The sequence below is a fragment of the Secundilactobacillus silagei JCM 19001 genome (assembly GCF_002217945.1).
In the GTDB taxonomy this organism is placed as follows: Bacteria; Bacillota; Bacilli; order Lactobacillales; family Lactobacillaceae; genus Secundilactobacillus; species Secundilactobacillus silagei.
Genome location: NZ_BCMG01000010.1, coordinates 112,452 through 133,926, shown reverse-complemented (window position 1 = coordinate 133,926; position 21,475 = coordinate 112,452). Strand labels below are relative to the sequence as shown.

Annotated in this window: 23 protein-coding genes and 1 tRNA gene; 12 read left to right on the top strand and 12 right to left on the bottom strand. The window is 40.5% G+C overall.

The genetic code is table 11. The annotated features are described in order from the left end of the window. Window positions 1-323 precede the first annotated feature (323 nt). Window positions 324-614: a hypothetical protein gene (locus CES79_RS09925; protein WP_089137075.1), complete on the bottom strand. Its 291-nt coding sequence runs from the start codon at window positions 612-614 to the stop codon at window positions 324-326. Between the two features lie 85 nt (window positions 615-699). Between CES79_RS09925 and CES79_RS09920 the strand changes: the two genes are divergently transcribed. After that, complete coding sequence (locus CES79_RS09920; RefSeq protein WP_133286376.1) at window positions 700-1,473, top strand: hypothetical protein; 774 nt, start codon at window positions 700-702, stop codon at window positions 1,471-1,473. Between the two features lie 526 nt (window positions 1,474-1,999). Here CES79_RS09920 and CES79_RS09915 read toward each other — a convergent pair. From CES79_RS09915 to CES79_RS09905, 3 genes are read right to left on the bottom strand one after another with little or no spacing between them, the layout of a single operon-like run. Beyond that, window positions 2,000-2,632 carry a rolling circle replication-associated protein gene (locus CES79_RS09915; RefSeq protein WP_089137073.1) on the bottom strand — a complete coding sequence of 211 codons (633 nt, stop codon included), beginning with the start codon at window positions 2,630-2,632 and terminating at the stop codon, window positions 2,000-2,002. A 3-nt stretch (window positions 2,633-2,635) separates the two neighbouring features. Then, entirely contained in the window at window positions 2,636-2,977 is a 342-nt protein-coding gene (locus CES79_RS09910) for an ArsR/SmtB family transcription factor (RefSeq protein WP_089137072.1), read from the bottom strand. 52 nt (window positions 2,978-3,029) lie between these two features. Continuing rightward, window positions 3,030-3,593 carry a cadmium resistance transporter gene (locus CES79_RS09905; protein WP_089137071.1) on the bottom strand — a complete coding sequence of 188 codons (564 nt, stop codon included), beginning with the start codon at window positions 3,591-3,593 and terminating at the stop codon, window positions 3,030-3,032. 197 nt (window positions 3,594-3,790) lie between these two features. Here CES79_RS09905 and CES79_RS09900 point away from each other — a divergent pair, with 197 nt between their 5' ends. Further along, window positions 3,791-4,924, top strand: a complete 1,134-nt coding sequence (locus CES79_RS09900; RefSeq protein ID WP_089137070.1) for an NADH-dependent flavin oxidoreductase — start codon at window positions 3,791-3,793, stop codon at window positions 4,922-4,924. A gap of 74 nt (window positions 4,925-4,998) precedes the next feature. Here the strand turns inward: CES79_RS09900 and CES79_RS09895 are convergent, their stop codons facing one another. After that, complete coding sequence (locus CES79_RS09895) at window positions 4,999-5,904, bottom strand: metal ABC transporter solute-binding protein (RefSeq protein ID WP_054654603.1); 906 nt, start codon at window positions 5,902-5,904, stop codon at window positions 4,999-5,001. Between the two features lie 295 nt (window positions 5,905-6,199). Between CES79_RS09895 and CES79_RS09890 the strand changes: the two genes are divergently transcribed. After that, a complete protein-coding gene (locus tag CES79_RS09890) occupies window positions 6,200-6,895 on the top strand; it encodes a GH25 family lysozyme (RefSeq protein ID WP_225362389.1) in 696 nt (231 codons plus the stop codon). A 46-nt stretch (window positions 6,896-6,941) separates the two neighbouring features. Here the strand turns inward: CES79_RS09890 and CES79_RS09885 are convergent, their stop codons facing one another. Continuing rightward, the gene (locus tag CES79_RS09885; RefSeq protein WP_089137069.1) at window positions 6,942-8,141 is read right to left on the bottom strand and encodes an MFS transporter; all 1,200 of its coding nucleotides are present in this window, start codon (window positions 8,139-8,141) and stop codon (window positions 6,942-6,944) included. Between the two features lie 228 nt (window positions 8,142-8,369). Between CES79_RS09885 and CES79_RS09880 the strand changes: the two genes are divergently transcribed. Beyond that, the gene (locus CES79_RS09880) at window positions 8,370-9,314 is read left to right on the top strand and encodes an aldo/keto reductase (RefSeq protein ID WP_089137068.1); all 945 of its coding nucleotides are present in this window, start codon (window positions 8,370-8,372) and stop codon (window positions 9,312-9,314) included. Between the two features lie 74 nt (window positions 9,315-9,388). On the opposite strand, the gene CES79_RS09875 is transcribed toward CES79_RS09880, so the two are convergent. From CES79_RS09875 to CES79_RS09865, 3 genes are all read right to left on the bottom strand, one after another. Then, window positions 9,389-9,994: a TetR/AcrR family transcriptional regulator gene (locus CES79_RS09875; protein WP_089137067.1), complete on the bottom strand. Its 606-nt coding sequence runs from the start codon at window positions 9,992-9,994 to the stop codon at window positions 9,389-9,391. A 270-nt stretch (window positions 9,995-10,264) separates the two neighbouring features. Continuing rightward, window positions 10,265-11,845, bottom strand: coding sequence for an Nramp family divalent metal transporter (locus tag CES79_RS09870; RefSeq protein WP_054654609.1), 1,581 nt, complete (start codon window positions 11,843-11,845; stop codon window positions 10,265-10,267). Window positions 11,846-12,288: 443 nt separating this feature from the next. Continuing rightward, window positions 12,289-13,326, bottom strand: a complete 1,038-nt coding sequence (locus tag CES79_RS09865) for a zinc-binding dehydrogenase (protein WP_054654612.1) — start codon at window positions 13,324-13,326, stop codon at window positions 12,289-12,291. Window positions 13,327-13,503: 177 nt separating this feature from the next. On the opposite strand from CES79_RS09865, the gene CES79_RS09860 reads away from it, so the two are divergent. Beyond that, the gene (locus CES79_RS09860; protein WP_089137066.1) at window positions 13,504-14,238 is read left to right on the top strand and encodes an SDR family oxidoreductase; all 735 of its coding nucleotides are present in this window, start codon (window positions 13,504-13,506) and stop codon (window positions 14,236-14,238) included. A gap of 61 nt (window positions 14,239-14,299) precedes the next feature. On the opposite strand, the gene CES79_RS09855 is transcribed toward CES79_RS09860, so the two are convergent. Beyond that, window positions 14,300-15,487, bottom strand: coding sequence for an NADH-dependent flavin oxidoreductase (locus CES79_RS09855; RefSeq protein ID WP_054654614.1), 1,188 nt, complete (start codon window positions 15,485-15,487; stop codon window positions 14,300-14,302). A 711-nt stretch (window positions 15,488-16,198) separates the two neighbouring features. On the opposite strand from CES79_RS09855, the gene CES79_RS09850 reads away from it, so the two are divergent. From CES79_RS09850 to CES79_RS09815, 7 genes are all read left to right on the top strand, one after another. Continuing rightward, on the top strand, window positions 16,199-16,567 hold the full coding sequence (locus CES79_RS09850; protein ID WP_089137065.1) for a hypothetical protein: 369 nt from the start codon (window positions 16,199-16,201) through the stop codon (window positions 16,565-16,567). Window positions 16,568-16,836: 269 nt separating this feature from the next. Next, window positions 16,837-17,205, top strand: coding sequence for a hypothetical protein (locus CES79_RS09845; RefSeq protein ID WP_054654618.1), 369 nt, complete (start codon window positions 16,837-16,839; stop codon window positions 17,203-17,205). A gap of 307 nt (window positions 17,206-17,512) precedes the next feature. After that, window positions 17,513-17,893 carry a zinc-ribbon domain-containing protein gene (locus tag CES79_RS13100; protein WP_225362387.1) on the top strand — a complete coding sequence of 127 codons (381 nt, stop codon included), beginning with the start codon at window positions 17,513-17,515 and terminating at the stop codon, window positions 17,891-17,893. 82 nt (window positions 17,894-17,975) lie between these two features. Continuing rightward, window positions 17,976-18,488, top strand: coding sequence for a hypothetical protein (locus CES79_RS09830; protein WP_089137064.1), 513 nt, complete (start codon window positions 17,976-17,978; stop codon window positions 18,486-18,488). 523 nt (window positions 18,489-19,011) lie between these two features. Beyond that, a complete protein-coding gene (locus CES79_RS09825) occupies window positions 19,012-19,677 on the top strand; it encodes a hypothetical protein (RefSeq protein ID WP_089137063.1) in 666 nt (221 codons plus the stop codon). A gap of 42 nt (window positions 19,678-19,719) precedes the next feature. Then, window positions 19,720-20,076 (top strand): hypothetical protein, encoded by a 357-nt coding sequence (locus tag CES79_RS09820; protein ID WP_054654624.1) that lies wholly within the window; start codon window positions 19,720-19,722, stop codon window positions 20,074-20,076. 67 nt (window positions 20,077-20,143) lie between these two features. After that, entirely contained in the window at window positions 20,144-20,566 is a 423-nt protein-coding gene (locus CES79_RS09815) for a hypothetical protein (protein WP_089137062.1), read from the top strand. Window positions 20,567-20,771: 205 nt separating this feature from the next. Here the strand turns inward: CES79_RS09815 and CES79_RS09810 are convergent. Next, window positions 20,772-20,860: transfer RNA gene (locus CES79_RS09810), tRNA-Ser, on the bottom strand. Window positions 20,861-20,944: 84 nt separating this feature from the next. After that, complete coding sequence (locus CES79_RS09805; RefSeq protein ID WP_089137061.1) at window positions 20,945-21,463, bottom strand: adenine phosphoribosyltransferase; 519 nt, start codon at window positions 21,461-21,463, stop codon at window positions 20,945-20,947. Window positions 21,464-21,475 lie beyond the last annotated feature (12 nt).

Genomic DNA, 21,475 nt, shown 5'->3' with positions numbered 1-21,475 from the left:
GGAAGGATAAAGCAATGGCGATATCCTTTTTTCGTGTCAACATACATAGATTACAGAAAGAAAAATCTGTTGTCGATCATGTCTTGTGACATGACCAACAACAGATATGATAGAACCAGTTAAGTTTGCTTAGCCTTGGGAAAAATCGGTCTAGTAAATAAATCCAATCATTTCACTAACTTTGATCAGCACTAAAGGCTGATACAATGCTAATAAACTTTTTCAATCCACGATTTCACAAATGTAAAAAAAATAACCCCTATGCTAACAGCGTTTAGCGGGCTTCTTTGCTTAATACAGATTATGTTAAGTAATTAATTGGACTACTTTCTAAACGGCTTCCGTGCTTGAAGTAAAGCTAATGCTTCATCTGGTTTCTTAACACCATAAGCTGACATTACCGCTTTACCTAAAATAACGATCGTCTGTTCTTCAACCTTTTTCTTATCAAGACGAGCTTGTTCCGCTTGTAAATCTACTTTGGTATTTTTAATTTGAACTTGAAGCAATGGCAGATTATTAGTATCCTTTTTTTCTTTTGCTAATTTTAAATCAGCATTCAACTGCTTTAATTGCTCCGTTAATCCAGCTAACTTACTACCCTTTTTCGGCATTGTAATACCCCCTTATTGGCTATATAATAACCCTGTATTTATCGTATGAAAAGGGAAAGCTTTAATTCATTGGGGAGGAAACTTTATGAAAAACAGAATACTGAAAGGAATAGCTTCTTTAAGTCTAGGAATAGGATTATTTGGAGCTGGTAGTGTTGTAGCTAATAATTATGTTAATGCTTCTGCTAAGACTAGTTCAGTTCAAAATACTGGTAAAAAGACTAGCAAATATACTGTAAAGACCTGGAAGCAATTATGGTCTAGCAAGTATAAGAACAAGCTGGATCAATATGGTATAGAGAAGTATTCAATGTTATATAAGAATACTAAACTGTATAAAAACCGAGAATATGCTGGTAGTACCCCTGCATATTCTCATAAAGGCTATATCCCTAAGACTGATATTGAATTAGCAACTGGTGTCTGGCACATTAATTTACATTGTGACATTTTTGCTTATATGACGAACGGCCACCAGATTTATTTAGGCGCTAATCCTTCTAAATCTGTGGAGGTTGTCCCTGGCTGGCATAATTTAAATGATCATTTTACTAATAATACTAAGCATTGGAAATTATACTTCGTGCATGGTAATGGTCGTATTCCTAATGAAAATGAACGCTGTTATGCTGAAACCGATAATGGGACTCCAACTCGAGTTGCTGATAAAAAAGCAGGTTACCATAATTTAAGAGATTATGTTGGGGATGTTTCTTTGGATTCAATGGCTCATATTAATAGTAAAACTGATCAAGGTAATGGCGCTACATTGATTAATAAGAAAGCTAAGATTGCGATCAACTACCCGGCGATTTCAATTCAAAATGCTAGTGATTGGAATACTAATTATCACGAATAATTAAAATCCGTAAAGGACACCTAGTAGGTGTTCTTTTTTTGTTGTAGTTTTAATTTTAATTAGCTGAACTTATATTAGTTAGGTTTTATCCTCCTAATTTTCTTGAAGCTATCAGTTCAATCTTCTATACTAAATACAGTAATTAATCAGCCGCCCAAGAACTATCTACTAAGCCAATAACAGTCGTTTTCGGCTGCTATTTTTTAATCAGTATTAATAACTAACTCGAAACTTAATTGATAGCAGAATACGCCTGTTTTGCTAATTTATTTACCAGATGAAGTTTTGGAGCTTAATTAATTCCTAGCTAATTGGATAACCTTGTTACTAAACTACTACCAGCAATAAATACCCCTTGTTTAACTGGATTAAAAACAGTCTAAGGATAATTTTTAGCGCCTAATTTACTTCCAGCGCCCTATTTTAAGAGCTAATTTAAGAACAGCTTAGGTCAATAGTTTTACCGCTAAAATAAGAACAGCGGTAATAATTTTACTTAACTAAAACAAAGAAAGAAGAGCTAATCTTAGCCCTTCTTTTTATTTAGATTGTATTGGTCACGATATATGTAGTAATGAACTTTGTTTGAATACCATTCTTGTTTCAAACTATCGTATCTTTTTTGAAAATAGATACTTTCAAATACTAATCCTTCGGCGCTATCTTTATCAAAGGCGCCCCTATCAAGCAAGAAGTGTTTTTCATTGATAGGTTTTAAGTTCTGTGACTTGAAGAAGCGTTTAACCTTATGTAGTTTAACACCATATTCTTCGATGTTCTTGGTCAGATACTTAGCAATGTAACTTCCACGCCGATCACTATCCACTTTATCAATCTTTTCAATGAAGATGTAACCATTCTTCCAGATATGTGATAACTGCTGAACGGGTATGTAGGGAAAATCAAATAGAATGATATGATAGTGTATTCGTTTAGAACGGGGTTGAACTTCCCAACTTGCTAGATACTTTAATGGAACGTGGAACTGACTATCAAGATACCGCCTTAGACGATTAACAAACAACCAGAACAAATGATTAGCCTTCTTTATATCATCTATTTTGATTACCGTATTGAAGAAAATTATCTGTATATTCGATACAAAAAGCAGGTTAATCGCTAACCAACGATCAACCTGCTTCTTCGGTATTGAAATCATGTTTCATTTGTTAGAATGTTGCTCGGTATGACTATAAGGATGCGGTTCACCCTTGATTTCGTGAGAAACGTGTCCCAGCATGGCATCCACCATTTCTAAAATATGGGGATCATCCAGACAGTAATAGACGTGGGTGCCCTTCTTATTCTTCGTCACCAGCTGGTAGCGATATAAAATTGCCAGTTGGTGGGATACCATGGGTTGTGGCAGCTCAACGTGGGCCACAATACTGGACACATCCGCCTCGTTGTTTTCCAAAAAATAAAGGATCTTGATCCGGTTGATGTTGCTCAAAACTTTATAGATTTTAACGGCTTCTTCTAAAAGTGCATTACTCACTTTCAAACCGATCACCTCAACTTTACTTCTATTCAGTACCTCTATTATGGTACAACTGTTAGAAGAAAGCTATGATGTGACTGATTAATCCGCTGTCCCAGAACACCCACAGACCGATTAAGATATAGCAGACCTTCATTAACTTTTCACCGTATTTTTCCATGATACTGGTAATCACTGGTACATCCGCAATCAGTTTAATCACAAAGACCACCAAAATAGTCAGGGCACCAATGAACACTAATGTCATCAAAAAATGCGTCAGGCTTTCCCCAACGAGAACTGGTAAGAAAATTGATAAGTTACAGCCGGCACAGACCGATAAGTACGTCAGCGTCACGCTGAGAATCTGCGAGCGATGGTGCTTGTCACCATCCTCATCGTCATCATCATGGAACGCCAAGTAGATTGGCAGGAGCCCTAATACCCCTAATAACCATTCTGGTAAGAACACCAGCAACGCCTTACCCACAATATAACTTAAAATAAGTAAGATCATGTTCCCTAATAGATACCCGATCATCACTTTAACGACCTGATACTTTTTCAACAGGAAAATGAGCATAAAGAAAAAATCCAAGTTAACACTTAAAAAAGTTAACGCTAATACCCAATAATTCAAAACGTGCTCCTCCTCTTTTACTTCAAATATATTATATGTCACATATAGCATATTTAAAAGAGATAATTTCAAATTTCATAAATTAATGTTCGATGTGCCTAACAATTCATCAATTGATCTTATTCATTACCTTTTAGCGACTATTAAAGTATAGTGGAATCGAAACGAATTTTAGATTTAATGGAAGGAAGCAAACTATGTCAACGTATCAATTTTTAAAGCCTTACACCCTACCTACAAAGGGCATCACCCTTAAAAATCGAATCGTGATTCCCCCAATGACGGAATGTATGGCCATGGAAGACGGTGCAGTCAGCCGCGATGAGATCGCCTACTATCAGCAAAGAGCTGGTGGCGCAGGATTATTTATTACCGCCGTCGCAAACGTTAACGCTGTGGGTAAAGGTTTCGAAGGTGAATTAAGTATTGCTGACGATAAGTTTATCCCCGGTTTAACCAGACTGGCCTCCGCAATGAAACAAGGCGGCAGCAAAGCCGTGATTCAAATTTTTAGTGCCGGCAGAATGACCAACAGCCGCGTTCTGCGTGGCCAGCAACCCGTAAGTGTCAGTGCTGTGGCAGCACCACGACCAGGTTACGAAGTGCCTCGTGCCTTGTCAGATGCGGAGATCAAACAAACGATCACAGACTTTGGTCAGGCAACTAGACGCGCCATCATGGCTGGTTTTGATGGGGTTGAAATTCACGGTGCCAATACCTATTTGATCCAGCAGTTCTTCTCACCGCATTCCAATCGGCGCACGGACGATTGGGGCGGCAGCCTTGAAAAGCGGCTGCACTTTCCGTTAGCGGTTATCAAAGAAGTGGAAACTACCGTTGCTAAATATGCTAACCCCCCCTTCATCATTGGCTACCGTCTGTCACCAGAGGAACGTGAAGAACCCGGCATTACGATTTCAGATACTTTAAAATTAGTGGATGCTTTGAAACAAACTAGCATTGATTACCTGCACGTCTCCAATAATGACGTCTGGAAGACTTCGATTCGCAATCCCTCTGATTCGGCAATCATTAATCAAACTATTAAGCAACAAGTTGACGGTGCATTTCCAGTAATCGTGGTCGGTGGTTTAAAAACACCGGCAGAAGTGGAACGCGCAGCCGAACAATTTGACTTAGTCGCGATGGGTCTTGAGAGCATTCGGGAACCGCATTGGGTGCAAAAGGTATCCACTGGCGATGAAGCCTCAATTCGGTATGCTATTTCACCAAGTGAGCTGGTCGACCTAGGCATTCAGCCAGCCTTCCTTGAAATGATCAAATTGAATACTGGTGGTGCCGCCGGTATTCCAATTACGACCGCTAATTAAATAATGGTCAGCAAACAGCCGTTCAAAACGTTAAAATTGACGTTTTGAACGGCTGTTTTTTGCTGACTAATAGTTTACTTTAAAATGTGCGCCAATTGCTGATACTGGCTCAGCATCCACTGCTTATAAGTTAACCCATCCGGCAAAGTCTCCGTCACCTTTAAAACCGGGACGTGATTCTTCCTGGCAATCGCCACCAAATTGTTGACCGTCTTACTGTCCACCTGTTGATTGAAAACAAAGAAGGCCACTTGGTGCTTCTCAAGACCATTTTGCATTTGGCGAATCGCTTTCGGTGAGGGATCACTTTCGTTTTCAATCGCCTCTTCAAAATCACGGTTAGCGACTTTAAAGCCTAGTGCTTGTAAAGCATAATCGAAGACTGGTTCGCTGACGTAGACCCGCTTTTGTCCCTGTTTGATACTTAGCCGCTTAATCTGCGTCATTTCCGTGTTGATTGGTGCTAATGACTTGATGTAGCGCGTGGCATTATGCTCAAAATAGGCTTTATTTTGAGGCTGTTCTTGACCAAACTTCTTTGCCAGTGCCCGAGCTAACGTTGGCATGGTCTGCGGCCGGTACCAGAGGTGCGGATTATCACCATTCTGCTTATGTAACAGTTCATTACCCACCCGGATCAAAGTAGTCTTTTTACCAGTTGCCAGGCGATCCATCCAGCTGTCATAGCCGATGCCGTTAGCGATCACAATATCGGCATGGTGCACCGTTTTCGCCACGTTAGGTGTCGGTTCGTAATCATGCGGGTCAACGGACGCCTTGTTGATCACAGCATGGACCGTCCCCTTATTTCCCACCACGGCTCTGGCCACTTCGCCATAGAAATCCGTACTGGCCACCACGTTGATCTTTGAGGATGATTGCTTTGAAGCATGACTGCTGCAACCACTTAAGACTGTCCCAAAACCAGCCATCACTAACAATGATAACAACAGGATCTTAATACGTTTTGAACCCAACATACAACTAGCCTCCAAAATAAATAGTAATTATTACTCTTTAAATAATAGGTGATTTTTCTTTCTTTGTAAATAGTAATTATTACTTTTTACTTTTTTCCTCCGATTATTTCTGAAAATGACATTTTGACATCAAACTATCACAGAAATGAAACAACCGCTACAAACACTGTTAAATCAGCTTTTATCACGTTTCTATCAATTTGGTGGTCTTGCTATCGCACTTAGAAATGCGTATGTTAGAACCTGTTGAAAAATGTAACCCTTACATATTACTCACAAATTAGGAGTGTTAATTTTGAAAAAATGGACTAAATATCTGCTTCTCCTCATCTTACCGTTAATGACTTTGGTGTCCTTAGCTGGGACATCCGCACACGCTGCCACTGCGATCCCTGACATCTCCGAATGGCAAGGTAAGCTGACCGATAAACAGGTGTCCGGCTTAAAATCTCAGGTCGCCTTTGTGATCAACCGGCGGCAGTACGGCATTGGCCACGTTGACCGTTACGCATCACATAATACTGCCCTCTACACAAAGTATGGTATTCCGTTTGGTGAATATGATTTTGCCACCTTCAGCAGTCCAGCTCGGGCTAAGGCTGAAGCCAAGACTTTCTACCAAAGAGCTAACCCGAACGCTCAATTCTACGTGCTGGACTACGAAGCGCTGCACACCAGCAGAGGTCAGTCCAACGCTGCCGTTAACGCTTGGTACAATGAAATGCATCATTTGACCAACAAGAAGCTCGTCTTTTATTCTTACCAGTCATTTGCTACCAGCTATGCTAACCAGGCCCGCAAAAAGTTCGATGCGCAGTGGATCGCTAATTACAGCAAGAAGCCAACGATTCAAACCGACCTCTGGCAGTTTTCCAACCACAAGTATTTCCCGGCACTGAAAAAGCACGTTGATGCCAGCAGCATCCTTAATTCCAAGAAACCTCTCAATTGGTGGATTGGCGGTACTCCAAACGCTAGTGCCAACAACTAAAATACACATTAAAAAAGTGATTCACCAGTATTGATCTACTGATGGATCACTTTTTGTCTATCTGCTTAACTTTAACTTGATTAGGCCGTTTTTTAATCAGCCGATTTAACGTGATGATCAGGGCCAACGAAATAACGGCGTAGATTGCGGAACCCAAGCTGAGGTCCTTTAACCCCATCACATCAAACATCACGGAAGCCGTTGCCGAACCCAGGGAAATCCCAAAGTTAAAGAAAATGGAGCTTAATGAGGAAGCTAATACTAATGCTTGCGGGTAATCGTTCTCTGCAATCTCCAACAGATAGACTTGTAAAGGTGCGCTGAGCAACGTGACGATCATGGTTAAGATCAGGAGTGCGCTAAAGCCCACTACTTCATGATTCAGTGTTTCTGGCAGCAGCATTAAGATCACCAGATCCGCCACGTAATATTTAGGTAACTGCGCTAATCCGCCGTGTTTGGCTAAATGACCCGACCACCGATTCGAGACAATGCTCATCAGCCCAATGGCAAATAAAAGTACGTTCAAATTACTGCGATGAAACCCTAACCCACTGGTCAATAACGGTCGAAGATAAGTGTAGTAACCGTACATGGTCGCAGCGGTAAAGAGCGCTAATAAAATACCAATCTGAACGCGGCGGTCACGGAATAAGGTGAGCTGTTCTAAAACCGTTCCGGTGACTTGCTGAACGTGTCTTGGCAGTAACCAGACTAGTAGGCCATATGGCAAAAGCGTGAGTCCTGAAATCACCAGAAAGGCCAGCCGCCACGAGAATTGAAGACTGATTATCGTGCCGATGGGTACCCCAAAAACTGACGCAATACTGTAACCGGCAAAGATCCAAGCCACTAGGCCAGCCCGTTTTTCCTTGGTCGCAACCGCGGACGTCAACGCCATCAATAAGGAAATAATGGCACCGGCCACACTGGCGGCCAGTATTCGTGAAACCAGCAGCCAGCCATAAGTCGGTGCTAAAGCACTTAGGGTATTGCCAAGCCACCAGATGCCCATCAGCACCAGCAGTGTTTTATAGCGGCTGTATTTGCTGGTGAAAATGGTAATGATAGGCGTACTCACCGCGTAGACGATTGCAAACACCGTTATCAGGGAACCGACTGCCGTTAGCGAAACATTCAGCTGATGCGCGATTTCCGATAATATCCCCACTACCATGAACTCATTGCAGCCTAACAGAAAGGTCACCATCGTAAAGACGATGGCCCGCAACTGATTCTTCTTCATCGTCAATTCCCCCGTCTCTCAAAAGCCATTGACCATCTCACCCCATCACAAGTCGCCTAGACCCCATTTAGACGTTAATTTGGTTAATGGCAGTATAACTCACCCCCTATTATTTTACTTAAATAAACCCTTTGACTGGAGTGACTTAAACCAGTTATTTGCATTCCCAGCAGGTTTTCACCATAATTAATGGTGATCACAAACTGTTATTTCAAAAGAGGGATTACGATGTTTGATGCAAAAGTAGCACTGGGTACCTGGTCTTGGGGATCAGGTAAAAATGGCGGTGACCAAGTCTTTGGTAACCACTTGACCCAAAAGGATTTACAAGCTGTCGTGGACTCAGCGATGGCTAATGGCTTAAATCTCTGGGACACCGCTGCCGCGTATGGTGAAGGCTCTTCGGAAACGTTACTGGGTAACTGCTTAAAGCCTTACAGCCGCGATGAGTATTTTCTATCCACCAAGTTCACGCCGGTCTTCGCCAGTTCAGGCGCTGATCCGGTGAGCGACATGCTAAATGGCAGTCTCAAGCGGCTGCATACTGATTATATTGATCTGTACTGGATCCATAACTCTGACGACGTGGAAAAATGGACGCCAAAGATCATTCCACTGGTTAAAAAGGGCGTCATTAAACACGTTGGGGTCTCAAACCATAACCTAGATCAAGTTAAACGGGTCAACGAGATTTTAAACGCTGGCGGCATCAAGTTAGATGCCGTGCAAAACCACTATAGCCTGCTTCACCGTCAGTCTGAAGACACTGGGCTGTTAGACTACTGCCATAAAAACGGGATCACTTTCTTCCCTTACATGGTATTGGAACAAGGTGTTCTAACTGGGAAACACGATGCCGTTCATCCCTTTGAAGGCGATAATAATCGGGCACGGACTTATAACCCAATGTTACCGAAATTAACTAGCCTATTAGCTAAAATGGCTGCATTGGCCGAACAATATCACGTTGCTGTCGCCGACATTGCCACTGCTTGGGTGATTCAAAAAGGTACAACGCCAATTATCGGTGTCACTAAACAGCACTACATTGCGGACACGAAGCGCGCTATTTCACTGACGCTAACTGTCAATGACATGCACGACCTTGAGTCGTTGGCTGATCAGGCACGCGTTGATACTCGTGCTAGTTGGGAACAAAACATGAAACAGTAACTAAATCAATGCCATTAAAAGCAAAGCGGACGACTAATGCCGAAATATCGGTATTAGTCGTCCGCTTTATTTAATCAGGCACTTAGTAGATAATGAATTTCCGTTTGAATCTGACCATACACCTGATTGCTTAGCTGCTGATTATTTCTAATCAACAACACATCATTAATGGTTTTTTGAAAAATTGAAACGATAACTTGTCCCAATACGTGACAAGCTTCAGTTCCCAATTTTGAACTCACTTGACAGTTACTCAGTGCATTACCCAAAGTCTCGCTTAGCTGCTGCCACGCTTGAGTAACTATGCTTGCTTCTTCATCCGTTAATAATAACCGCTCCCTGACAGCAATCACAAACAGTTGATAAATCGCCTGATCTTGAAAAATAGTCTCAATTTGCTTAAAAGTTGTCATTAAGGCTGTTTCAAGTTCGGCCGTGGTTGAAACACGGCTAAGATCAACCTCAAGGTGACCTAACTTTTCTAACCCATTTTGCTTTAAGATACAGCCTAAAATTTCCCGCTTTCCCCCTGGAAAATAATAATACAGCAATCCTTTAGCGGCACCGCCTACTTGTTGAATGATCTCTCTTGTAGTGGTCCCCGTATATCCCTGAGTGGCAAATAATGCCTTAGAAACGGAAATAAATTGACGTCTTGAAAATGTCTTTTCTTTAGTCATTTCATCAGTTTCCTCTTTACATACCTAATCTTATTCAACGATCAATCCAATTTCGCTGAATATTAGGTTCAATTTTAACGAATTACCAGTACTGATGCAGTGCCTGATAAACGTTAATGTCTTTTCCACTAAAACTGAAACAATTACCAATTCAGCTTATTGTTCTTTCACATACTTGATGGCATAATCAAACGCTAACAGTGCGTTCTTTGCGTCATCCACCCCAACTAAGAAGCATTTAAAATCTGTCGTACTGCTATGAACGTTTTCCTAGTCTTTGGCTGCTGCCTCTGCCTTTATCTTAGCTTCAAGCCGGCGATTACCACGGTATAAGTCGTAAATCGTCCAGATCAGTAAAGCTAAAACAGCTGCAATTAAGACGTAAGCAATCATATCAGCGGTAGCTAATTGGGACTTAGTAGCAGCATCACCATAGAAACTTTCAATTGAACCTGGTAGACCTTTCATGTTTAAGAAAGTCAGTGCAATAACTGAGATCCAACCGAAAATCTTAACTAGGATGTTGTTCTTGAACCGGTCGCCCATTTCCAATTTGCTATTAGTCATCATCAGTAATGGCAGCATTGAGAATGGCAGTGCGAACGCCAAGAACACTTGTGAGTTATTCATCAACGTGTTCAAGGCTTCATGTTGTTGCAGCGGTGGCTTGCTACCAGTCATCACAACACAAATCAGCACTGGAATCACTGAGATCAAACGCGTTACTAACCGCCGTAACCACAATGGCATCTTCATGTGGACGAAACCTTCCATAATGACTTGACCAGTTAAGGTACCAGTAATGGTTGAGTTTTGACCAGAAGCTAACAGTGCAACCGCGAACAGTACTGACAGCACACCTGATTTGGCAACACCAATCAATAAACCATTGCTTAACATTGAGGTATTCGATAGTGCTTGGAATAAACCGAAGAATGATGGATCCTTAACGGCACCATTCTTAAATACGGCAACCCCCATGATCAGTAATAGTGAGTTCACAACGAATGCAAACGATAATTGAATGTTGGAATCCCAAGTTGAGAAACGCACTGTCCGTGCCACATCTTCTTCATCGTTGTGATCAATTTTACGTGATTGTGAGATAGCTGAATGTAAGTACAAATTATGCGGCATAACAGTAGCCCCAATAATTCCAAGGGCACCTGAAATTGGTGACATTCCCTGTACGTGTGGGTCACTGGCAAAGGTCTTAGTTGTTGGAACCAAGCCCGCAAAAACGCCCGCCCAGTCAGGATGAGACAAAGCAACTTCATACACAAAGACGAACAGGATAACCAAAATTAAACAAACCACGATTGCTTCGATCTTACGGAAGCCCACTTTTGTCAATAATAACAGTAGCAATACGTCAAATACGGTGATGAAAACCGCGTATACCAGTGGGATATGGAATAATAGATAAAGCGCAATTGCAGCCCCAATAACTTCGGCAATATCGGTCGCCATAATAGCTAACTCAGTTAAGATCCAAAGAACGACCCCTAATGATTTACTGGTACGCGCTCGAATGGCTTGGGCCAAATCCATCTGACTCACGATGCCAAGTTTAGCTGCCATGTATTGCAATAACATCGCAATCAAACTTGACATTAAGATGACAGACATCAGTAAATACTGGAAATTTTGCCCACCAGTGATTGAAGTTGACCAGTTACCTGGATCCATGTAACCAACCGCTACCAGTGCACCAGGCCCTGAATACATAAACAGGGTCCGCCAGAAACCCTTCCCCTTTGGAACTTCAACGGTACCATTGATCTCTTCCAACGACTTACCGTTGGCATATTGAATCAAATGGTGCTTTTTGTTCGTGTCATCATTCTTCAAAACATAAACCCAACTTTCTTTCCTATAATTTTTATTACTCTATAAGTGTACATTATTTATTTGTAATATCAATTGTTTTTTTGTAGCACCTAACATTTTAATTTGTATTTTAATAAACAAAATCTGTAAAATATATTTCTTTTTATCAAATTACTATAATTCAATATCTCCGTTAATTTAACAATTAAAACGGTTACAAAGTGTGCTGCTAAATTTGTTATTTGATTGATCATTAGCAAACCTAACTGTGAAAAAATAATTTAAATTAAATTGAATTAAGCGTTAATAATCATCAGAAACAGCAAAACCAACACTTCATTCATTGAAAATATTTACTGTATGCTCGCCATAAAAAAAGCGTCCAATTCTTAAATTTAAGAATTGGACGCTTTTTAAATTGATTTATTCAAGCTTTCTTTGACCAATAACTTACCATTAAAACACTAAACAATAATCAATGACTTGATTACTTTTCGGTCTGCCATTGCCTGATAAGCAGCATTGATTTCATCTAACTTGAATGCTTTCGTAAAGACTTTACCAGGGTGAATATCACCATCTAGTACTGCCTTTAATAAGACTTGCTTATCATAAGTCGTCACTGAAGCTGGGCCACCTGCAATAATTGTGTTGCGGTAGAATGAATTAGCCATATCCATCTTCGGTTCGTGTGGTAAGCCAACCCGGCCAACGATGGCACCTGGACGGCCAACTTTCATGGCAGTGTCATTGGATTGTTCAGTCCCAACACATTCCAATACAGCATCCGCACCGGCGTTATTCGTCAAAGCCATCACCTTTTCAACAGCTTCATCACCCCGTTCAGGGATAATATCGGTAGCGCCAAATTCTGTGGCTAATTTTTGCCGATCTGCATGCCGGCTCATGGCAATGATGCGTTTAGCACCACGCAGCTTAGCTGAAATCACACCGCACAGACCAACAGCACCGTCACCCACAACGACCACCGTGTCGCCAGTCGTCACGTTAGCAACCCGAGCAGCGTGGTAGCCGGTTGCCATGACATCAGCTAGACTTAACAGTGAATTCAGCATGCCATCACTATAATCAGCTGGCTGACCCGGCACTTTAACTAATGCCCAGTCAGCGTGCTGAAACCGCACGTATTCTGACTGAACGGCCGAGCTAAAGTTGTCGTCGTGGCTCTGGCAATCACCATCAAAACCGGCTAAACAAGCTGCACAGTGACCGCAGCCGTGCGTAAATGGTGCGATCACAAAGTCGCCCGGCTTAACGGTGGTAATGGCACTGCCAACTGAATCCACGATGCCGATCGCTTCATGGCCGGAATTGGCTGAATGGTCATCCTTATCTTCTAAGCCGCGATAAGCCCATAAATCAGAGCCGCAGACGCAAGTTCTAACAACTTTAATGATGGCATCGTCATCGGCTTGAATGGTTGGCTTAGCCACCTCTTCAATCGCAACTTGGCCAGCTTTTTCAAATACCGTTGTTTTCATCAAAAATGTCCCCTTTCAAAATCTGTTGAGGCCCAACGATCAGACCCTCAAAAATACAAATTTAGTATAGCAGTTAGAGTGTAGGCGAAGTCAAGCTGTTATATACCAAACTTATTAGAATCTACCAAATTATTGGCGTGTTAAAATGGACTCGTAAATTGAAAGGAAGTTGAGATTTTGACAATCAAAAATAAAGTTGTTGTCATTACCGGTGCCTCTAGCGGTATTGGCCGTGCAACTGCGGAAAAATTAGCACAATCAGGTGCCAAAGTGGTCATTGGTGCTCGTCGGGTAGAACGTTTAAAGGAAATTGCGAATGAATTTCCTGCAGGCCAAGTTTTGTTCCAGCAAACAGATGTCACTGATCGTGAAAGCGTCAATCGCCTAGTCAAGTTAGCAACCGATAACTTTGAACGTGTAGATGTCCTTTATAACAACGCTGGCTTAATGCCCGTTTCAAAGATGGCTGAGCTCAAAGTCAACGAATGGGAGCGCATGATTGACGTTAACATCAAGGGTGTCCTGTATGGTATTGCAGCAGTTTTTCCCATCATGATCAAACAAAAAGGTGGCCAAATTATCACAACTGATTCAGTAGCTGGCCACGTCGTCCATCCTGGAACCGCCGTCTATGCTGGTACTAAATATGCCATTCAAGCAATTATGGATGGTCTCCGTCAAGAACAAGTCGGTAACCACATCAAAACAACCATGATTTCACCTGGTGTTGTTAACACTGAACTATTTAGCACTATTAGCGATCCTAAACAACGTGCTCAAACCGAAAAATCAGAAAAGGAAACTGGCTTAAACGCTGAAGACATTGCCAATGCAGTGGCTTACGCTATTGACCAACCAGCTAACGTTGCCGTTAATGAAGTGTTGCTGCGTCCGAGCTCACAAATAATCTAAACTAGTATGAAATCAAAATAACATCATTTAGCCAAACCAACGGCTAAATGATGTTATTTTTTTACAGCTTCTTTTCAAACCCTTCCATTGGTGCCAGTTCATCTTGGTAGTTCTGCGCTTTATCGGTATCGGTTGTAAAATGCATCACCGTCTTAAAAGAAGTGGTCAAATAAGTCTGCATCACAGGTGGAATCGCCAATTCATCCATGTCGGCCGGACTTAATTGCGTGCGAATGCTATCAACATCGCCGGTCTGCACTTTTTGCACCCACTGCGGTTCACGCAGCAACTCACGACCGACAGCAACTAAATTAGCACCATCCGCTAAAACGGCTTCAGCATCTGCTGGCTGTTCAACTGAACCTATACCAATCAATGGAACCACCCCATTAGTATGGGCGGCAAACTGTGAAATCAACGTCTGCTTGTTGGTCTTATCATTTAAAGAAGTTCGCTTATAACTCCCCATGGACATGTGAATATAGTCCACCTGATTTTTGATCCGATCAACCAAGTAAAGCGAGTCTGCCAGCCGAATACCCGGCGTCTCAATTTCCTCTGGTGAGATTCGATAACCTAGCACAAACGGCTTAGTCGCGTACTGGTCGATTGCATCGCGCACGCTTTTCAAAACGGCCAGTGGAAATCTTAATCGTTTATCGCGACTGCCACCCCACTCATCCGTTCGCTGATTAGAATTTGCAGAATAAAACTGCTGTAGCAAATAGGTATTAGCACCATGCAGCTCAACCCCGTCAAAACCAGCTAATATGGCGCGCTTAGTAGCGTCACCAAAAGCTTTGATCAAGTCCAAAATTTCAATAGTCGTCATGGCCCGTGGCTGCTCAGAATCTGGTGGGTACACGGCAGCAATCGCACTGGCACTCACCGGCTGATGACCGCGCAAGATCATGTGGTTTGATTTACGGCCGGCATGAAAAATCTGCAGAATAGCTTTGGTACCATTTTGATGGATAACGTTCGCTAACTTAGTCATACCAGGAATCATATCATCACTGGCAATCGATAATTCACCTTCAAACCCCTTACCGGAAGCATCGACGTTGGCCACGCCAGTAATGACCATTCCGGGACCCCCTGCCCGGGCAGCATAATAGTTCAGCTCATCCGTAGTGATCATCCCGTTATAGAAACTGGTCATCGTCGTCATTGGTGACATCACAACTCGGTTCTTTAAGGTTAAACCGTTTTTAAACTCAAATGGTGTTAAAAATTGGTAGTTAGGCATTTCAAGCGCTCCTTATTGATTGTGTTTTCTGTATAGTAATCAGTATAAGGGGCGAGCTATTTTCTACAAGTACGCACTTAAAAGTGGGATAGATACTTAAAAGTTCCTATCAATATAAAAAAAGCGATAAACACCTCCGTTATGGAAGAGGTTGTTTATCGCTTTTTTGTGATGCCGGGTGTAGTGGACCGACATCTGTAGTTGTAGTTGAGAAATGTAGCTCGAAAGAAAGTACAATTAAGAGTTTACTAAAATTGGATTACATATTCAACCCTTTTTGTAAATTTTTTTAGAAAAAAGCTAAATATTTAAATATAAAAAGGGATTGTTAGTGTTGTTGTGATACGGTGAACATATTGTTTTTGGTCTAAATTTGGTATTTTTTTGAATAATTGTTTATCTTGTGAAGATATTATCCTGGGGTGATTTATCTATACCATTTTTAAATGTGAATGAGATATATTATAAATTCGACTATGTTTAAACCCTATTTGGATTTAAAACACGCTCTCCATAACTGATATTACTCACCTTTTTTCTTGTTGGTACGTTTCCTCATGGGATAATGGATTTCTCTCGTTTTCTTAGCATTGATTACTATGCAAAGTTAATCGCATACCCACCCACTTCATTCGATTATTCTTTAATTTAGATATTAACTAATATATAAATTAGAGCTATATTTAGAAGCATAAGGAGATGTTTATTATTATGAGGAAATCAATCTTAGTGTCACTCGCATTAACCGCCAGTTTATTTGCGGGTGTCGGTGTTACTTCTACAACCGCAAACGCAGCTGGTTGGCATAAAGGCATGCCAAAAGCACTACAAGGGACATGGAAAACTAAATATTCCAAAGCATTTGGAACATCTTTCAAACTAAAAATCGGGAAAAACTATGCGCATGCTCAAGGCCTTGATCCAGACTATTTAAATAACACTCACTACCGCTACCTTGGCTCACATAAATATAAAGTAACTGGCTATGAGCCCATTTACTCCAAGAAAACTCAAACTCACTACTACAAGTGGATATCAAAACATCACATTGTTGTTAGTGGGACTGGCTATTATCGGTAAACCATTAAGAACCTAGGCACTCTTTGGAGTGTCTTTTATTTTTCTCTTTCTCTAATAACTCAATTAGCGTAATATGTTTATTATGAATAAAATCCTGTATAAACAAGTATTAACTTCATTCATACTTAATGCTGGCTGCTTTGTTATTTTAAGGCAGCTGCTACCAATTATCTTTATTTACAAAAAATTTTTTATGGTCTAACTTTAAAAATTTGTCCAAATACTGAAGACATTAAAAGCTGAATGATAAATTTAGGAGAAATTGATTTATGCATTTAAAGAAACTGGTCATAATAGGAATTACTGCATTATCATTTGGGACTGGTCTGGTAATTGCACAGCCTAAAGCAACTGCAGCTACTTGGCACACCTCTGCTATTCCAACTAAGCTCCGTGGAACATGGCATGGAAAATATACTGGACAAAAATTATATATCTATCAACATACTATTTACTATCCAAGTATAAATAAAGTGACTCATGTTAAATGGCAATATACTGGTAGTCACTATTATCGTTTTAAGGGTGATTTTCGAGAAAACGGTACACCTGGTAGCTTTTATGGAACAACTTCACTGCACTATTTCAATTCACACAAAATAACTACCATGTCAATGGAGCATACTTTTTATAGATAAAGCTATTGTTTAATATTTAATACAAAAACATGCCTCGCCTCAACTAAAGAAACAAAAATAGCTACCCAAATCACCTCGTTGAACTACAGTTACATTCCATCGTCGAATTAGTGAAAAGTATGTCTATTATTTCTTTATTTACCTGTAAGAGTAAGTCATAAAAACCCGCAGCTATCGTTTTAATTATTTTTAGTTGCCCTTTATGTATTTTGATATTACGTTATTTGGTACAGAATTCATCAATAGCATCAAAGATTGTTAATGTAATCTTATAAAATCAATCAACTTAATTTAGGGAGAAACAGACATGGATAACACCAAATTTTGCATCAAATGCGGTAAAAAGATACCAGAAAGCTCAGAATTCTGTCCTTATTGTGGTACAAGTCAGGTTGGTAACGAGTCGCCTAAACAATCACAAAACAGTTCAACACAATTAGATCAAATAACTTCAGTTTCCAACAATCCACATCATGGAATGTTTATTGGCCTAGGATGGTTATGTGCGGTTATATCATTATTCATTCCTTTAACTGGTATAGCGGCCCTTGTACTAGCAATAATTGATACTGTTAAGAACAACCATAAAGCCGCAGGTATAGTTCTCATCGTTTTTAGTATACTTTTCTTCTACTTCGGGATGACTGGATTTGGAACAGGTTTCATGAATGGTGTAAACGGTCGTTAATAACTATCACGAAGAAACATAGATTAACTATTAATACGTCAATAGGCAATCTTGGTAACTGTCATCTAAGGAGATATTTCAAATGAAGAAAACAATCATCTTTTCTACTATTGCCCTACTAACCATTGGCTTAGCTGGGTGTGGAAACTCTACCAGTAAGAAAAATGATTCATCATCGTCAAGCTCTATTAAAATTGCCAAACAGAAAAAGGCTGAATCTATTAAAAATAAAAAAGCTAAATCAGAAAGTAGAAAGCTTGCGTCATCAGAAAACAAAGAGTCATCTAAAAAGCAGGCAGCGTCTACTAACCAAGCAAACTCAGCTAGTGTTCGAAGTAGCACTGAAACTCAATCAACGGCTACCTCAAGCTCTCAACCCACTCAAAACACTACACAACAAAGTAACACACAGCAAAATACAACACAGCCACATACTTCCTCTGCTGATGATCCAAACAGTGCTGAGAATATAGCGGCACATAAAAAGGGTGGCATGCTCTATGGTTCACCTAAAGAAGCTACGGTGGGTGCTTGGAAACGTTCTGAGGATGCTCCTAATATTAAATGGAATGAAGAACATGGCTATGGAAATTAGTTCTACGCAGCCTTTGTCCAGAACTGATGACATAAAAAACTGAATTGTTACCGGAGAATATTTATTTATGTATTTCAAGAAACTCACTATGTTAAGCATTACTGCTCTTTCGTTAGGTACAACGAGTGCAACATTAGCACACCCTCTGTGGATGCTCATGCGAAAATTGCTATTCCGGCTCGTTTTCGGCATAATTGGGAAGGCTACAGTTATGAGTCAAAGTACATGTTAAAGGTACACAAATATTATGCTAATTTTGATCAAGAACATGCTGGTAAAAATGTTTGGAAACGTGTTTGCTATAAGCCCTCTTCTAAAAATACCTACAAAGAATGGATCAAGAATGGTCAACCATTTAGTATAACGTACACTAGCAGCCATAAGATGTACTTAACACCATACTGCCTGGGAAGAATGGCAGAGTTCATATGACACGGTTCTAGTAAAATAATTGTAACTAGGATTCTTATTTAACACTATAGAGTAACAGCCCTAACGCCTGCAATCTTGGGAGATATTTCAAATGAAATTACGAAATTATGTATTATTCAGCACCACCATTCTGTCACTTGGTATCGGAATGAAAGCTAGTGAAGTACAAGCGAGCGCAGCAGTCTACCGCGCACCAGTTTCATGGCGAGGAACATACTATCAAAGCAATGGAACAAAGATAAAAATTACACGATATTCATTTATTCAAGATAATGAAACACTTTATAAAACTTCATGGGGCGGTTGGCATCAGCTCTCTTTCAAAAAAATAGATCCTGGTGATTCGATGAATCATAAACACGCTTATTATACCTTTAATTCAAAGGCCAAGTATGGATACCAAATGAGCGGTCAATGGCGTAAAAGCTATAATGGCGGTGAAAAGAAACTATATGAATATCAAAATATGGGCGCCGTTTTTGTTTGGCACACTGCTTATAAAGCATTTCATGGCTACAAAGTTGAAACTGTCAGCGCGGAAGACAAATATAATACCTTTTATGACAAAAAGTCACACTGCATACTTTCAGATTATCGGCCAACACAAAAATCAAAAGTTATTTTTGAAGCACATTCAGCCGTTCTGCCAACCCACCTTGAATGGGATAAATTTTTTGATAACAATCGGTATTACACACCTTATAAATACAAACACGGAGCATGGCACAAATATGCAACCGTTGATACTGACGCATAAACTAAACAGCCCTAGCAACTGCAATTTAAGGAGAAATTTCAAATGAAGTTAAAGAAATATGTATTAGGTGGTATTGCAATATTATCACTTGGAGTTAGCTTCCAATTTAATCAAACAAACGCTCAAGCCTCTTCATGGCACAGCTCATCTATCCCAGCACATTTAAGGGGCTACTGGCGCGCTAAGCAGAATCAGTCAACTGGGGTACACATTTATCGACACACAATTCACTATCTGGGTTCTGGCACTCTGAGACATGTTCAATGGAAATATGCGGGCAATCACTACTATAAATTTAGAGATGCTTATGATACTTCTGAAGATTTTAGTTATACCCTGCACTACTACGATCACCATCGCATGACGATGAATTCATTCTGGCACTATTACATTAGATAATTACAAAAAAATAAGTCCAGATACTGATGACTATAAAAGCTGAATGACGCAATGGGAGAAAACTCAATTGAAGTTAAAAAAGTGTACCTTATTAGGCATTACTGCTTTATCCTTGGTTGCTGGCCTATCAACCGCTCAAACTAATGCAGATGCACATGTTACTTATCAGTCAGTTCCACGTACTATTCGCGGTTACTATATCTCACGCCCTGGCAATAGTGCACTAACAATTACCAAACACCAAATAGTGACATCTATACCACAGGCTGACTGGTACAATTGGCATGTCAGATTTGTTACCTATAGTAATCATTATTACCATGTTCATACTTACCAAGACATGGGTCAACGCTATTATTCTACATTTAAACTTCACCGTTACGCCAAAAACAAATTCACAACTCGTGGCTTTGCTTACCATAAAGTTAGTGCTTCCACCATCAGCTATTTTGTGAATCATTCTAACCCATTCAGTGTCGTTGATAATTAATAGATTTACTTCAACAAATTAGCAATCAATCTAAATTTAAATCATAAAATATTATCATGCCAAATCAAATGTTAGCCCTGTGACGTGTACCCCCAAAGTTGTTCTCAACTTTGGGGGTACACGTCACTATTAGGATTAAACCAAATAAAAAAGCCCATAACAGCAACCGTTTAGGTAGCTATCATGAGCTAAGCGAATTTATTTAAGGAGAGTACAGGATTTGAACCTGCGCGCCGGCTATAAACCGGTTCGCCGGATTTCGAGTCCGGTGCATTACCACTCTGCCAACTCTCCATAACAACACACTAAATAATTATAAACAAAACTAGCCAAACTTGCAACCATTCTCAGTCAATATTTAGTATGCTGATCATTTTTTTAGAATTCCATCAAACTAAAGATGTCATAACCATTGATCTTATCGCGGCCATGAAGATCTTTGAGTTCAATGATAAATGCAGTACCAACAACGATACCGCCTAAATCTTCGACTAGTTTGATTGTTGCACCAATCGTACCGCCAGTCGCCAATAAATCATCAGTTACAAGTACCCGTTGGCCCGGCTTAACGGCGTCCTTATGCATATAGAGCGCAGACTTCCCGTATTCCAAATCATAGGTTGCCTTAACCGTTTCTCGTGGCAGCTTACCTTCCTTACGGGCGGGTGCGAAGCCAATGCCTAATTCATAGGCAACTGGACAGCCCACAATAAAGCCCCGGGCTTCAGGACCCACGATCATGTCCACATTCTTACTACGTGCGTAATCAACTAGCTGATCCGTGGCATAACGGTAAGCTTTACCATCCGACATCAAAGGTGAGATATCACGAAACATCACACCAGGCTCGGGATAATCCGGTACCGTAGCAACGTACTTCTTTAAATCCATCGTCATTTTAATGAGCAA